The sequence below is a fragment of the Blastomonas sp. CCH1-A6 genome (assembly GCF_001556365.1).
Lineage (GTDB): Bacteria > Pseudomonadota > Alphaproteobacteria > Sphingomonadales > Sphingomonadaceae > Blastomonas > Blastomonas ursincola.
This window is the reverse complement of record NZ_LSIS01000175.1, coordinates 75,134-88,702: the sequence shown is the minus strand read 5'-3', so window position 1 is coordinate 88,702 and position 13,569 is coordinate 75,134. Positions and strand designations below refer to the sequence as shown.

The following is a 13,569-nucleotide window of genomic DNA, read 5'->3' as shown; positions in this document are numbered from 1 at the left end:
TCGTCGGCCTGCTTGGCCCCCGCCTCGGTCGCGGCGCTTTCGACGCGCACCGCCAGCGCGGCATCGAACTCGGCCATCTCGCGCGCGATTTCCTCGGGCGTCGGCGGGGTGGCGAGCGCGTCGGCGAGCACGCCGCGCACATCGGCGAGCGCCGCCTGCCAGTCGTCACCGATCGGCACGACAGAAATGAACGTGCCATCGACCGAACGGCTGACATCCTCCTGGTTGACCTGCGCCTGCAGGAAGCTGCCGCCGCCGCGCGCCCGACCTTCGAGTCGGCGGTTGATCAGCTGGGTCGCGACCAGATCGATCAGCAGCTGCTGGTTATATTCGATCGTGTCGTTGACCGGCTTCCAGGGCCTCAGGATCGCCATGCTGATGAGATAGGGGAAGCCCGGCTCGACGATCGTTCGCGCGATCGGAAGCTTGGGATCAGGCGCACCGAAACCGGGATAGGGCGCCTGCTTTCCGGCAACCTTCCAGTCGCCATAATAGGTCTTGATCAGCTGTTCGAGCGTCGCCGGATCGACATCGCCCGCGATCGAGATCACGGTGTTCTCGGGCCGGTACCAGCGCTGGTGAAAGGCGCGCACCGCCTCGGACGTCGCCGCGTTCAGCGTCTCGATCTTGCCGATGGGGGAGCGTTCGGCCAGCTTCTGCCCGGCGAAGAACAGGTTGCGGGTTGCATCGCCGACGCGCACCTGCGCGCCCGACCGTTCGCGCAATTCGGCCATCACCACCGGCACCTCGGCCTTGACCGCATCTGCGGTGAGCCCCGGCTCGCGGATCATGCCCGACAGGATCTTCATGCTCTCGTCGAGCCCTGCGGGGGTCGCGGCGGGCAGGTCGAGCTTGTAGACGGTGTGCGTCGGCGTGGTTTCGGCATTGCTGTCGCTGCCGAAGCTCGCGCCCAGCCGCTGCCAGATGCGGATCGCCTCGCCATCGGGGACATATTTGGAGCCGCGGAAGGTCAGATGCTCGAGCAGGTGCGCATAGCCCTGTTCGGGATCGGTCTCCATCATCGACCCGGCATCGATGCGCACGCGGATCGCCACCTGGCCCGGCGGCACGCCGTTGCGGCGGACGGCGTAGCGAACGCCGTTGCTCAGCTCGCCGAAAGTCCAGCCCTTGTCGACCGGCACGTTGCTGCCCTTGTACAGCCAGGGGGTCTTTTCGCCCGGCTCCAGATTGGGCGGACGCAGCGGCTTGCCATTGGCATCCTTGCCGCTGGCGACCGGTTCGCCGGGCAGATTGGCGAGCAGCGGCGGGGAGATTACCAGCGAAAGCGCCGCCAGAGCAGCGGCCACGGGCGCACAGCGCATCAGGGGAAAGGTCATGCGCCGATGTATAGGCAGCGCCATCCTGACTGGCCAGTGAATATGGCATGCGCAGCGATGCAGGGGGCATCGACAAAATCGGCCTTGCGCCCGGCCCTGCGCTGCACCAGATAGCCTGCATGCTGATAGAGACCGAAACCACGCCCAACCCCGCCACGCTCAAGTTCCTGCCCGGACGCACGGTCATGGAAATGGGCACCCGCGATTTCGCCTCGCCCGAAGAGGCCGAAGCGTCGCCACTGGCCGAAGCGATCTTCAGCTTGGGCGATGTCACCGGCGTGTTCTTTGGCCACAATTTCATCTCGGTGACGTCGGGGCCCGGCACCGACTGGTCGAGCCTGAAGGGCGACGTGCTTTCGGTGCTGCTCGACCATTTCTCCGCCGACATGCCGCTGTTCCGCGCCGCCAGCGCTGCGGGCATCTCGGTCCCGCCCGAGGATTCCGACTGGCCGAGCAATCCCGAGGACGCCGATATCGTCGCGCAGATCAAGGAACTGATCGAGACGCGCGTGCGCCCTGCCGTCGCCAATGACGGTGGCGACATCGTCTATCGCGGCTTCGACAAGGGCGTGGTCTATCTGCAGATGCAGGGTGCCTGTTCGGGCTGCCCCTCGTCGAGCGCGACGCTCAAGCACGGCATCGAATCGCTGCTCAAGCATTATGTGCCCGAAGTGACCGAAGTCCGCGCCGCCTGACGGCTTCTCTTCCTCCCCAGACCCAGAAAGCTCTCCCATGTCCGCACCGCTCGACGATGCCGCGCTTGACCAGCTGTTCCGCACCGCGCGCACCTATAACGGCTATACCGACCAGCCGGTGAGCACAGAACAGCTGTACGCCATCTGGGACCTGATGAAGATGGGCCCGACCTCGGCCAACATGCTGCCCGCGCGTCTAGTCTGGTGCGTGTCCGACGAGGCCAAGCAGAAGCTCGCCGCCTGCTGCATGGAAGCCAATGCCAAGAAGATCCTGGCCGCGCCAGTCAGCGTCGTCATCGGCATGGACCTGGAATTCCACGAGCTCTTGCCCGAACTCTTCCCGCACACCGATGCGCGCAGTTGGTTCACCGGCGATGACAAGGCCGAATTCCGCCGCATCTCGGCGTTGCGCAATTCCTCGCTGCAGGGCGCCTATTTCATCCTCGCGGCGCGCGCGCTGGGGCTCGATACCGGTCCGATGTCGGGGTTCGACAATGCCGCGGTCGACCAGGCCTTCTTCGCCGACCAGCCCCATGTGAAGTCGAACTTCATCTCGACGCTGGGCTATGGCGACCCGTCGACGATTTTCGGTCGCAGCCCGCGTCCGGGTTTTGACCGGTTCAACACAATCAGCTAGCGGCCATCGGGTATGCTGCCCGATCGTGAAACATTGCTGGTCATCGATACCGCGACCGAAGCCTGTTCGGTGGCGTTGTTCGAGGATTCCAAGCTGATCGCCAGCGACCATGCAGTCATGGGCCGCGGCCATGCCGAAAGGCTGGTCCCGATGATCGCCGCGCTGCCCGATCGCGGCCGCGCCAGGGCGATTCTGGTCAATTGCGGCCCGGGCAGCTTTACCGGCGTGCGCGTGGGCCTGGCGGCAGCACGCGCGCTGGGCCTTGCCTGGGGCGTGCCGGTAAACGGCTATTCGACCCATTCGCTGGTCGCCGCGATGGCGTTCGAGGCGCATCCCGACGCCCAGGCACTCGATGTCGTGATGACCGGCGGCCATGGCGAATATTTCGTCCAGAGCTTCGCGCGCGACGGCGCAGCGCTGAGCGCGCTCGGCTCGCTCCCGCCCGAGGCGGCAAGCGCGGCGTGCGTGCACGACCTGGTGGCTGGCAGCATGGCCGAGCCGCTGGTGGCCGCGCGCGGTCACGGGGTGGCATTGACGCTGCTGCCCGATGCCAGACGCGCGCTGTTGCTGCCTGCACCATCGCGCGGGCTGACGGCCGATCCGGTCTATGGTCGCGGCGCCGATGCCAAGCCGATGGCCTTGCAGGGCACTGGCTGACCATGGCCCAGGACGACCCATTCGCTCCGCGTGCGGCTCCGGCCTTTCAGCTCCTCGCCGGACTGGCGGCAGAAGATGCGATCGGACCCGTCATGCACATCATGCAGCAGGCGTTCGATCCGCTCTATGGCGAGGCCTGGAACCACAGCCAGACCCGGTCGATGCTGGCGATGCCGCTCACGCATGTGCTGCTGCTCGAGATTGCCCCCACGACGCCAGACACGGCAGGCGAGCCGGTCGGTTTTGCCATGACCCGGCGCGTGGCAGAGGAAGAAGAACTCTTGCTGATCGCGGTCGCCCCAAATTGGCGTCAATTTGGCGCTGCGACCACACTCCTGAATCAAGTGGTTGAAAATTCGCGTCAAGCCGGCGTGTCGCGACTCCATCTCGAAATGCGGTCAAATAACCCTGCCATTCATCTTTATTCAAAATTCGGCTTTCAATCCGTAGGTTTACGGAAAGGTTACTACAAAGGCGCCGGTAGTCATCACTACGATGCACTCACATTAGCGCTCGACTTGTAAAAAATAGAATCGCATTTATCTGCCAAAAATGTTAGCATTCACTATCCGTTTTTTGTGATAGACTTTAGCTATTGACGGGGATGATTTGCCCTTGCATACCGCCGGTGCCCTGCCACTTTGCGGGATTAGAAGTCGCACACTAGAACAAGAAAAAGGGATGTAGGACGATGGCAGAAGCAGAACTTGATATGCGTGAAACGCTCATTACGCTCACGGCGGATATTGTCGCTGCGCATGTAAGCAACAACAGCGTGTCGGTTTCCGATATTCCCGGCCTGATCGAAAATGTTCATCGCGCGCTGAATAGCCTGACGCCCGGAGAAGCCGCGGCCGAACCCGAGCTGCCCGAACCCGCAGTCTCCGTACGCGCGTCGGTCAAGCCGGATTACATCATCTGTCTGGAAGACGGCAAAAAGCTGAAAATGCTCAAGCGCCATCTGATGACCCACTACAACATGACGCCCGAGGAATATCGCGCGCGCTGGAACCTGCCCGCCGATTACCCGATGGTTGCACCCAATTACGCCGCGACCCGCCGCGAGCTCGCCAAGAAGATCGGCCTGGGCCGCAAGCCTGGCAAGCGGACAGGCAAGTAATCCTGGGGCCAAGCCGGCGCAGCGGCAGCTAATCGCTGATCCGGAGCCATCCGGCATCGCGAGCGGTTGCATTTGCGGCATGGCACGATAAATTGGCTGGAAGGCGCAAGGGACCTGTCCCGGCGCCCGCCAGCCATCGCCTTTCACCATGCGGCGGACTGGCCTCAACCAGCAACGGCATTGCAAAAGGGGCAGCATGCGCCAGAAAATCGACCTGGAGGCGTTGTGCGCCGATCGTGGTCTGCGGATCACCGATCAGCGGCGCGTGATCGCGCGCGTGCTGTCCGAAGCCGATGATCATCCCGATGTCGAGCGGCTGCATGAACGTGCCTCGGCCATCGATCCGCGCATCTCCATCGCGACCGTGTATCGCACCGTGCGGCTGTTCGAAGAGGCCGGCATTCTCGACCGGCACGATTTCGGCGATGGCCGCGCGCGCTATGAGGCTGCGCCCGAAGCGCATCACGACCATCTGATCGATGTCGAGACCGGCAAGGTGCTAGAGTTCGTCGACCCCGAGCTCGAGGCGCTGCAGAAGCTGATCGCCGAGAGACTTGGCTATCGGCTGGTCGACCATCGCATGGAGCTTTACGGCGTCGCGCTCGACCGCAAGGATTGAGCCTTTCCATGAGCGAGGCCAGCCCGGCGCCCGCACCGCCGCCGCCGCTCTATCCCGATACGCCCGACATGGCGCATCTGCACTGGCGCGATCCGGGGCTGATCGGGCGCGTCCGGCTTGCCTTGCGCGTGCTGCTGATCGTGCTGATGCTGATCGTCTGCGTGCCGCTCTATTATGTCTGGCGCGCCCTTCGGCTCTCCAATCCCTGGCCCAAGCTGTTCCTGCGCGGCGTCGGGCGCGCGTGCGGGGCCAAGGTCCGCGTGGTCGGCACCCCGCTCAAGCGCGATGTGTTCTATATTGCCAATCATCTGAGCTGGCTCGACATTCCGGTCATTGCCGGGCGCAACGGCAGTGCATTTGTGGCGCAGGACGGGATCAAGAGCTGGCCCGTCATCGGCTGGCTGTGCAAGCTCAACGACACCGTGTTCGTCTCGCGCACCAACCGGCTCGGCATTGCCGGTCAGATCAACGAGCTGCGCGATGCGCTTGCCGAGACCTGGGCGATCACCATCTTTCCCGAAGGCACCACCACCGATGGCAGCAAGCTGCTGCCGTTCAAGTCACCGCTGCTTCAGGTGCTCGATCCGCCGCCGCCCGGCGTGCTCGTCCAGCCGATCTATCTCGATTACGGCGCCCAAGCGCATGACATCGCCTGGGTGGGCGAAGAAACCGCGCCGAACAATGCGCTGCGGCTGTTCACCCGGCAGGGCAGCTTCTGGGTGACGATGCATTTCCTCGAACCGTTCAGTCCGGCCGATTTCCCGGGGCGCAAGGCGATCGCGGCCGAGGCGCGGGCGAGGATCGATGCGGCGCTTTGTGCTTCCTTGGGGCGCGAACCGGCTGTATAGCCGTTGGCATTCATGACCCACAGCATCGATACATCCCCCGTGCCCGCCCCCGAATCCGCCGGGGACGCGCCCCGCCGCTATTTCGTGACCTCGTTCGGCTGCCAGATGAACGTCTATGACGGCGAGCGCATGGGCGAAATGCTCGCCGCGCAGGGCATGAGCCAGGCCGAAAGTCGTGACGAGGCCGATCTCGTCATCCTCAACACCTGCCATATCCGCGAAAAGGCGGTGGCGCGGGTCTATTCCGACATCGGCCGCCTCAAGCGCGAGGACGGATCGAAGCCGATGATCGCGGTCGCAGGCTGCGTCGCCCAAGCCGAGGGGGAGGAAATCGCAAAGCGCGCACGCAGCGTCGATATCGTCGTCGGACCGCAGGCCTATCACCGGCTGCCCGAGCTGATCGAGCAGGCGCGGCGCGGCGAAACTGCGATCGATACCGACATGCCCGCAGCCACCAAATTCGGCGCGCTGCCTGATCGCGCGCGCCAGCAGCGACCATCGGCGTTCCTGACGGTGCAGGAAGGCTGCGACAAGTTCTGCACCTATTGCGTGGTGCCCTATACGCGCGGCGCGGAAATCAGCCGCCCCTATGCCGATCTGGTGGCCGAGGCGCGCGCGCTGGTCGAAGCCGGGGTGAAGGAGATCACGCTGCTCGGCCAGAACGTCAACGCCTGGACCGGGCAGGACGACAGGGGCCGGGCCAAGGGGCTCGAAGGGCTGATCGAGGCGCTGGCCGACATGGCGGGGCTCGAGCGCATCCGCTATACCACCAGCCATCCCAATGACATGACCGACGCGCTGATCGCGGCGCACCGCGACATCCCCAAGCTGATGCCGTACCTTCACCTGCCCGTGCAGGCAGGAAGCGACCGCATCCTGAAGGCGATGAACCGCAGCCATACAGCGGCGAGCTATCTCAAGCTGATCGACCGCATCCGCGCCGCGAAGCCCGATATCGCGATGTCTGGCGATTTCATCGTCGGCTTTCCCGGCGAGACCGAGGCCGATTTCCAGGCGACGCTCGATATCGTGCGCGACACGAACTACGCTCAGGCGTTCAGCTTCAAATATTCGCCCCGCCCCGGCACCCCCGCCGCCGATATGGAGGATCAGATCGCGCCCGAGATCATGGACGAGCGGCTGCAGCGCCTGCAGGACCTGCTCAATGCCCAGCAGCACGCGTTCAACCTCGATACCGTCGGCAAGCGCATGAAGGTGCTGCTCGAACGCCCCGGTCGCAAGCCGGGCCAGCTGGTGGGCAAGTCGCCCTGGCTGCAATCGGTGCACGTGACCGACGAAAGCGCGAAGATCGGCGACCTGATCGAGGTCGAGATCGTTTCAGCCGGACCCAACAGCCTGGCGGGCGAGCCGCTGGCACTGGTGGCGGCCTGATGGCGCACAAGAAGGGTAGCGGCGGACGCGGCGGCGATTCGACCAAGTTTCGCGGCAAGCGCGACCCGCAATCGACGCAGCTGTCTCCGGTCTATGGCAGCGACTTTCCGTTCAATCGGCCCGAGCCCGCCAATAAGGCGCGGATCGGGGTCGAGTTCGACGAGCCGACCTTGCTCGGCCCGCTGTTCGGCCAGTTCGACAAGAATCTGGTGGCGATCGAGAACCGGCTGGGCGTGTATATCCAGGCGCGCGGCAACCGCATCCAGATCGAGGGCGAGGCGGAAAGCGCGGCGCGCGCACGCGACGTGCTGGTCGGCCTGCACAAAAGGATCGAACAGGGGCTGGATATCGACGAGGGCGCGGTCGATGCGCTGATCACCATGTCCGCAGAGCCCACGCTGGAAGGCATCGTGCGTTCGGAAGTAGCCGAGCCGCCCGGCATCATGATCCGCACGCGCAAGAAGACGATCGTGCCGCGTTCGGCGACGCAGACCGAGTATATGCGCTCGCTGGTGCGCGACGACGTGATCTTCGCATTGGGTCCGGCGGGCACCGGCAAGACCTATCTCGCGGTGGCGCAGGCGGTGAGCCAGCTGATCACCGGCACCGTCAACCGGCTGATCCTGTCGCGCCCGGCGGTCGAGGCGGGCGAGCGGCTGGGCTTCCTGCCCGGCGACATGAAGGAAAAGGTCGATCCGTACCTTCGCCCGCTTTACGACGCGCTCTACGACACGCTGCCCGCCGAACAGGTCGAGCGGCGGATTGCCAGCGGCGAGATCGAGATCGCCCCACTCGCCTTCATGCGCGGGCGCACATTGGCGGACAGCTTCATCATCCTCGACGAGGCGCAGAACACCACTCCGGCGCAGATGAAGATGTTCCTCACCCGCTTCGGCATGAACAGCCGCATGGTGATCTGCGGCGACCCCAAGCAGGTCGACCTGCCCGGCGGCGTCGGAGCCTCGGGGCTCGCCGATGCGGTCGGGCGGCTCGAGGGCGTGCAGGGCATCGGCACCGTGCGCTTCACTGCGGCGGACGTGGTGCGCCACCCGATCGTCGGGCGCATCGTCGAGGCCTATGAGGGCAAGGATGGTTGAGGCGCCTTGTTCCGCACGAACTTAACCCCTCCCCGTTTGTCCCGAGCGAAGTCGAGGGACGCAGCGCAACGTCCCTCGACTTCGCTCGGGACAAACGGAGGGGGATAACCCCATGATAGAAACCGAAACCTCCATCGCCCCCATCTGGCCCGGCGATACCGACTGGGAGGCGCTTGCCGCGCGCGCCATTTCCGCAGCATTGGCCGTCAGCGCGCAGGGGTCGCTCGCCAGCGCGCCGTTCACCGTCTCGGTCAGCGTGCATTTCGGCACCGATGACGAGGTGCAGGCGCTCAACCGCGATTATCGGCACAAGGACAAGCCGACCAATGTGCTGTCCTTTCCCATGATCGATCCCGACGATTTCACTGCGCTGGCGAACACCGGCGCCGACGATTTTGGGGGCGAGGTGCTGCTCGGCGACATCATGCTCGCCTATCAGACCTGCGCGCGCGAGGCGGAGGAAAAGGGCATTGCGCTTGGCGCCCATGCCACCCATCTGGCGCTGCACGGCATGCTCCACCTGCTGGGGCACGACCATATCGACGAGGCCGATGCGGAGATCATGGAAGCGCTGGAGGTGAAAGCGCTTGCCAATCTGGGCATCGACAATCCATATTAGCAGTGCAAGTTCAGATGCTGCCTTCCCATCAAATCCAAGAGCGGGGTTAAGATTCAGCCAGTCATGGCAGACGGAGACAGTAATGGCGGGGGGAAATCCACCGCACAAGACGAAGGTTCGGGGCGAATATGGCGGGGCTTGAAGGCCCTGCTGTTCGGAGAACAACACGACCAGTCGTTGCGCGCCCAGCTTGAAGAGGCGATCGACGAGCACGAGGATGATGACGATGCCGATGGTGCATCGTCGCGTGGCGACCTGTCGCGCATCGAGCGCGAGATGCTGCGCAACCTGCTGCATTTCAGCGAGCATGATGTCGACGATGTCGCGGTGCCGCGCAGCGACATCATCGCGATCGACCGGCACGCGAGCTTCGACGCGCTGGTCCAGATCTTTGCAGAGCACGGGCACAGCCGCGTACCGGTCTATGACGGCTCGCTCGATCACATCGTCGGCATGGTGCACATCAAGGACGTCTTCCCGATCATCGCCGCCGATGGCCCGCGCCCGGACAGCTGGGAAAATCTGATCCGCCAGCCGCGTTTCGTGCCCGAAACCATGGGCGTGCTCGACCTGCTCGCCGAGATGCGCCAGACGCGCACGCACCTCGCGATCGTCATCGACGAATATTCGGGCACGGAAGGGCTGGTGACGATCGAGGATCTGGTCGAGGAAATCGTCGGCGATATCGAGGACGAGCATGACGACGAGCCCGAAACGCTGGTGACGCCCGGCGAGAACGGCGCCTGGGAGGCCGATGCCCGCGCTGAACTCGCCGATGTCGCCAAGCTGGTCGATGCGGCGCTCGGCGAGATCGACGACGAGGTCGATACCTTGGGCGGGCTGGCCTTCATGCTGGCGGGCGAGGTGCCAGCTCCCGGACGCATGCTCGAGCATGACAGCGGCTGGCGGCTGGAGATCGTCGACGGCGACGAGCGCCGCGTGACGCGCATCCGCCTGCTGCCGCCGCCCGAGCCGGTCGCGGCGGAAGCCTGATCGGGCCCTCATCTCAATGACCCGTCATTCCCGCCTTCGCGGGGGTGACGAAGGGGAAGTTGAGTGCAAATCCCGCAAATACTGGCTTTTGCATCAAAGCGGGCCTAAGGCGGGCCGATCATGGACATTTCCGATCTCCGCATTGCGCTGTTCAGCGGCAACTACAATTACGTGCGCGATGGCGCGAACCAGGCGCTCAACCGGCTGGTCGGCTGGCTGCTCGACAATGGCGCGCAGGTCCGCGTCTATTCGCCGACCACGAAAACCCCCGCGTTCGAGCCGGCGGGCGATCTGATCAGCCTGCCCTCGCTGCCGATCCCCGGCCGCGCCGAATATCGCGTGACGACGATCCTGCCGCCCAGGATCAAGAAGGACCTGAACCGGTTCGCACCCAATGTCGTGCACATTTCCAGCCCCGACAGCGCCGGGCATAGCGCCGTGCGCTGGGCGCAGCGGCACAATATCCCGGTGCTGGGATCGGTGCACACGCGGTTCGAGACCTATCCGCGCTATTACAACATGGCGTTTCTCGAGCCGGTGCTCGAGGCCATCCTGCGCCGCCTCTACCGCAAGTGCGACGCCATTGTCGCGCCGTCCGATTCGATGGCGCAGGTGCTGCGCGAACAGCGGATGAGCTATGATGTCGGCATCTGGTCGCGCGGGGTGGACAAGCACATCTTCAACCCCGGCATGCGCGACATGGACTGGCGGCGCTCGCTGGGCCTGGCCGACGACGTGCCGGTGATCGGCTTTCTCGGGCGGCTGGTGATGGAAAAGGGACTCGACGTCTTTTCCGATTCGATCGACCGGCTGGTGCGGCGTCAGGTTCCGCATCAGGTGCTGGTGGTGGGCGAAGGGCCCGCGCGCGGCTGGTTCGAATCGCGGTTACCCGGGGCGGTGTTCGCAGGCTTTCAGGGCGGCACCGATCTCGGCCGTGCGGTCGCGAGCATGGACCTGTTCTTCAACCCGTCGATCACCGAGACCTTCGGCAATGTGACGCTCGAGGCCATGGCCTGCGGCGTGCCGGTGGTCGCCGCCCGCGCGACGGGCAGCGAGAGCCTGGTCGAGCACAATGTCACCGGCCAGCTGGTGCGTCCCGGCGCGACGGTCGAGTTCGCCGATGCGCTCCAGGCCTATTGCGGAGACGCCGATCTGCGCGCACGCCATGGCCAGGCGGGCCTCAAGCGCAGCGAGAAATACAGCTGGGACCGGATCAACCGGGGTCTTGCTGAAACCTATATCCGCCTCATCCGCCAGCGCCAGTCGGGCAGCGGCGGCGTGCCCTATCGCGCGATTCGCTGATCCGGTATCGGCCCCCGGATTCCTCCGGGGGCCATCGGTTGGTCAGACCTGCTCGAGCGCCTGTTCGAAATCGGCGATCAGATCATCGGGATCCTCCACGCCGATCGAGATGCGCACCAGATTGTCGGTGATGCCGAGCGCCAGTTTGCGCGCATCGGGCACCGAAAGATGCGTCATTGCGGCGGGATGGCTGGCCAGCGTCTCGGTGCCGCCCAGGCTCACCGCCAGCTTGGCGAGACGCAGACTGTCGAGAAAGCGGAAGCTCTCCGCCTCGCCGCCCTTGATGAACAGCGAGAAGGTCGATCCCGCGCCCGAACAGTGGCGATCGAAAATATCCTGCTGGCGCGCATCGTGGATCATGCCGAGATAGCCCAGCCCCTCGACCTTGGGGTGCTGCGCCAGGAAGGCGCAGACCTTGGCGGCATTCTCGCCCGCGCGGGTCATGCGCAGTTCGACCGTCTCGAGCGAGCGCATCAGCATCCAGGCGGTATTGGGGTCGCAGATCGTACCGATGGTGTTGCGCAGCGCGCGCACCGGGTCCATCCACTTCTTGGGTCCGGACAGTCCGCCCGCGACCAGATCGCTGTGCCCGCCGACATATTTGGTGAGGCTATAGACCACGATATCCGCGCCATGGTGCAGCGGCTGCTGCCACAGGGGTCCGAGGAAGGTGTTGTCGATCGCGATCGGCGTCGGCACGGCTTCGTTACCCAGCACGGCATCGCGCGCTTCGGCCACCGCCTCGATATCGACCAGCGCATTGGTCGGGTTGGCGGGGCTTTCGAGATAGATCATCGCCACGCGGCCGCCCTGCTTCGCTGCCATGTCCTTCGCCTTTTCGAGCACCGCGTCGATTTCCGCGCGGGTCGCGCCGGCCGGGAAGTCGAGATAGGTGATGCCGAAGCGCGAGAGAATGCGTGCGATCATCGCCTCGGTCGCGGCATAGAGCGGACCCGAATGCACGATCACGTCATTGTTGCTGCAATAGGCGAGCAGCAGCGTGGCGATCGCGGACATGCCGCTCGAGAACACCAGCGCGTCTTCGGCATCGTCCCAGATGCTCAGCCGGTCTTCGAGGATCTCCTGATTGGGGCCGTTGAAGCGCGAATAGACCAGGCCTTCGGCGCCGCCCGGGCGCTTGCCGGTCAGCCCCTCGAAATGGCGCTTGCCCGCCGCCGCATTCTCGAACGCGAAGGTGCTCGTCAGGAAGATCGGCGCCTTCAGCGAGCCTTCGGACAGGACGGGGTCGAAGCCATGGCCCATCATCAGCGTGGCGGGCTTGAGCTTGCGCCCGCCCAGCATCTCGACCTGCGGCTTGGGCTTGCGGCGCGGAGTGGGGGTGGCGATCGGCTTGATCGGGGTGTCGGTCATATGCGGGGTTCCTGCGATTGGGCGGGCTTTTTCCCATCCCTTCCATGCCCTCATCTATGCCCGAGCGTGCAACTGATTACAAAGGAAACCAACCAGGCCGTTCAGGAGGCAAGCCCGATCGCCCCCATCTGCCGCCCGTAATCGGGCTCGCCGCGGTGCGTCGCGCGGCGGAAGCTGAAATAGCCCGCCTCGTCCGAATAGGTATCGACCCCGCTCATATGCACCGTGCCGATGCCGAACGCCGCGAGCCTCGCCGCGATATAGCCTTCCAGATCGAACTGGTAATGGTCGGCCCGGCCCTCGCGGAAGAAGCGCTCGTTCTCGGGCGCGGCCTCGCAGAAGCGGCGGAAGAAACCGGCGTCCACCTCATAGCTTTTCTGCTGGATGCACGGACCGATCGCCGCGACGATGTTCTCGCGATGCGCGCCCATGCGCTCCATCGCCGCCACCGTCGCCTCGCCGACCCCGGCAAAGGCCCCCTTCCAGCCCGAATGCGCCGCGCCGATGATCTGCGCACGCGTGTCAGCGAACAGGATCGGCGGGCAATCGGCGCCGAGTACGCCGAGCAGCAACCCCGGTCGATCGGTAACCATCGCGTCGGCCTTTGGCCGGTCCTCGACCGGAATGGCGGAATTCACCCGCACCACGTCCGCACTGTGCACCTGGTGCAATGTCACCAGCGTCGATCCGGGCAGGATCGCCTCGGCCGCGCGCCTGCGGTTCTCGCGCACCGCCGCCGGATCGTCATCCGATCCCAGCCCGACATTGAGCCCCGCAACCAGCCCGGTCGAAACCCCGCCGCGCCGCCCGGTAAAGCCGTGCGCGATGCCTTCGAGCGCGGGCGAGGTGAGGATGGGGATGTGCGTCATGCGGGGAGCGTAT

Annotated in this window: 15 protein-coding genes; 12 read left to right on the top strand and 3 right to left on the bottom strand. The window is 65.0% G+C overall.

The annotated features are described in order from the left end of the window. Positions 1–1,337: M16 family metallopeptidase (locus AX735_RS07535; protein WP_202189528.1), on the bottom strand; the 1,337-nt coding region annotated here is incomplete at its 3' end. A 119-nt stretch (positions 1,338–1,456) separates the two neighbouring features. Here AX735_RS07535 and AX735_RS07530 point away from each other — a divergent pair. The 12 genes from AX735_RS07530 (at position 1,457) to AX735_RS07475 (ending at position 11,316) form a co-directional block, all read left to right on the top strand. Beyond that, positions 1,457–2,032, top strand: a complete 576-nt coding sequence (locus tag AX735_RS07530) for a NifU family protein (protein ID WP_066278053.1) — start codon at positions 1,457–1,459, stop codon at positions 2,030–2,032. A gap of 37 nt (positions 2,033–2,069) precedes the next feature. Beyond that, positions 2,070–2,669 (top strand): malonic semialdehyde reductase, encoded by a 600-nt coding sequence (locus AX735_RS07525; RefSeq protein WP_066278006.1) that lies wholly within the window; start codon positions 2,070–2,072, stop codon positions 2,667–2,669. 12 nt (positions 2,670–2,681) lie between these two features. Continuing rightward, positions 2,682–3,326: a tRNA (adenosine(37)-N6)-threonylcarbamoyltransferase complex dimerization subunit type 1 TsaB gene (tsaB, locus tag AX735_RS07520; RefSeq protein ID WP_066277999.1), complete on the top strand. Its 645-nt coding sequence runs from the start codon at positions 2,682–2,684 to the stop codon at positions 3,324–3,326. A gap of 2 nt (positions 3,327–3,328) precedes the next feature. Further along, positions 3,329–3,850, top strand: a complete 522-nt coding sequence (locus tag AX735_RS07515) for a GNAT family N-acetyltransferase (RefSeq protein ID WP_066277993.1) — start codon at positions 3,329–3,331, stop codon at positions 3,848–3,850. A 167-nt stretch (positions 3,851–4,017) separates the two neighbouring features. Beyond that, entirely contained in the window at positions 4,018–4,446 is a 429-nt protein-coding gene (locus AX735_RS07510; RefSeq protein WP_060977412.1) for a MucR family transcriptional regulator, read from the top strand. Positions 4,447–4,642: 196 nt separating this feature from the next. Next, positions 4,643–5,065 (top strand): Fur family transcriptional regulator, encoded by a 423-nt coding sequence (locus tag AX735_RS07505; RefSeq protein WP_060977413.1) that lies wholly within the window; start codon positions 4,643–4,645, stop codon positions 5,063–5,065. A gap of 8 nt (positions 5,066–5,073) precedes the next feature. After that, positions 5,074–5,913 (top strand): lysophospholipid acyltransferase family protein, encoded by an 840-nt coding sequence (locus AX735_RS07500; RefSeq protein ID WP_066277987.1) that lies wholly within the window; start codon positions 5,074–5,076, stop codon positions 5,911–5,913. Between the two features lie 12 nt (positions 5,914–5,925). Further along, on the top strand, positions 5,926–7,305 hold the full coding sequence (gene miaB, locus AX735_RS07495) for a tRNA (N6-isopentenyl adenosine(37)-C2)-methylthiotransferase MiaB (RefSeq protein WP_082750992.1): 1,380 nt from the start codon (positions 5,926–5,928) through the stop codon (positions 7,303–7,305). Continuing rightward, complete coding sequence (locus AX735_RS07490; RefSeq protein ID WP_231750051.1) at positions 7,305–8,402, top strand: PhoH family protein; 1,098 nt, start codon at positions 7,305–7,307, stop codon at positions 8,400–8,402. The genes miaB and AX735_RS07490 overlap by 1 nt, the downstream gene beginning before the upstream one ends. Before the next feature lie 112 nt (positions 8,403–8,514). After that, on the top strand, positions 8,515–9,021 hold the full coding sequence (ybeY, locus tag AX735_RS07485; RefSeq protein WP_066277982.1) for an rRNA maturation RNase YbeY: 507 nt from the start codon (positions 8,515–8,517) through the stop codon (positions 9,019–9,021). A gap of 63 nt (positions 9,022–9,084) precedes the next feature. Beyond that, on the top strand, positions 9,085–10,014 hold the full coding sequence (locus AX735_RS07480) for a hemolysin family protein (protein WP_066277979.1): 930 nt from the start codon (positions 9,085–9,087) through the stop codon (positions 10,012–10,014). A 120-nt stretch (positions 10,015–10,134) separates the two neighbouring features. Next, positions 10,135–11,316, top strand: a complete 1,182-nt coding sequence (locus AX735_RS07475) for a glycosyltransferase family 4 protein (protein WP_066277976.1) — start codon at positions 10,135–10,137, stop codon at positions 11,314–11,316. Positions 11,317–11,358: 42 nt separating this feature from the next. Here AX735_RS07475 and AX735_RS07470 read toward each other — a convergent pair whose 3' ends face one another. Both AX735_RS07470 and pgeF read right to left on the bottom strand, forming a co-directional pair. Next, positions 11,359–12,687: a cystathionine gamma-synthase family protein gene (locus tag AX735_RS07470; RefSeq protein WP_066277973.1), complete on the bottom strand. Its 1,329-nt coding sequence runs from the start codon at positions 12,685–12,687 to the stop codon at positions 11,359–11,361. 101 nt (positions 12,688–12,788) lie between these two features. Continuing rightward, positions 12,789–13,556 carry a peptidoglycan editing factor PgeF gene (gene pgeF, locus AX735_RS07465; protein WP_066277971.1) on the bottom strand — a complete coding sequence of 256 codons (768 nt, stop codon included), beginning with the start codon at positions 13,554–13,556 and terminating at the stop codon, positions 12,789–12,791. Positions 13,557–13,569 lie beyond the last annotated feature (13 nt).

What these genes read in the sequence shown, in the direction of transcription:
- AX735_RS07530 (WP_066278053.1), top strand. Translation starts at nt 1,457, where the DNA reads ATGCTGATAGAGACCGAAACCACGCCCAACCCCGCCACGCTCAAGTTC.
- AX735_RS07525 (WP_066278006.1), top strand. Translation starts at nt 2,070, where the DNA reads ATGTCCGCACCGCTCGACGATGCCGCGCTTGACCAGCTGTTCCGCACC.
- tsaB (WP_066277999.1), top strand. Translation starts at nt 2,682, where the DNA reads ATGCTGCCCGATCGTGAAACATTGCTGGTCATCGATACCGCGACCGAA.
- AX735_RS07515 (WP_066277993.1), top strand. Translation starts at nt 3,329, where the DNA reads ATGGCCCAGGACGACCCATTCGCTCCGCGTGCGGCTCCGGCCTTTCAG.
- AX735_RS07510 (WP_060977412.1), top strand. Translation starts at nt 4,018, where the DNA reads ATGGCAGAAGCAGAACTTGATATGCGTGAAACGCTCATTACGCTCACG.
- AX735_RS07505 (WP_060977413.1), top strand. Translation starts at nt 4,643, where the DNA reads ATGCGCCAGAAAATCGACCTGGAGGCGTTGTGCGCCGATCGTGGTCTG.
- AX735_RS07500 (WP_066277987.1), top strand. Translation starts at nt 5,074, where the DNA reads ATGAGCGAGGCCAGCCCGGCGCCCGCACCGCCGCCGCCGCTCTATCCC.
- miaB (WP_082750992.1), top strand. Translation starts at nt 5,926, where the DNA reads ATGACCCACAGCATCGATACATCCCCCGTGCCCGCCCCCGAATCCGCC.
- AX735_RS07490 (WP_231750051.1), top strand. Translation starts at nt 7,305, where the DNA reads ATGGCGCACAAGAAGGGTAGCGGCGGACGCGGCGGCGATTCGACCAAG.
- ybeY (WP_066277982.1), top strand. Translation starts at nt 8,515, where the DNA reads ATGATAGAAACCGAAACCTCCATCGCCCCCATCTGGCCCGGCGATACC.
- AX735_RS07480 (WP_066277979.1), top strand. Translation starts at nt 9,085, where the DNA reads ATGGCAGACGGAGACAGTAATGGCGGGGGGAAATCCACCGCACAAGAC.
- AX735_RS07475 (WP_066277976.1), top strand. Translation starts at nt 10,135, where the DNA reads ATGGACATTTCCGATCTCCGCATTGCGCTGTTCAGCGGCAACTACAAT.
- AX735_RS07470 (WP_066277973.1), bottom strand. Translation starts at nt 12,687, where the DNA reads ATGACCGACACCCCGATCAAGCCGATCGCCACCCCCACTCCGCGCCGC.
- pgeF (WP_066277971.1), bottom strand. Translation starts at nt 13,556, where the DNA reads ATGACGCACATCCCCATCCTCACCTCGCCCGCGCTCGAAGGCATCGCG.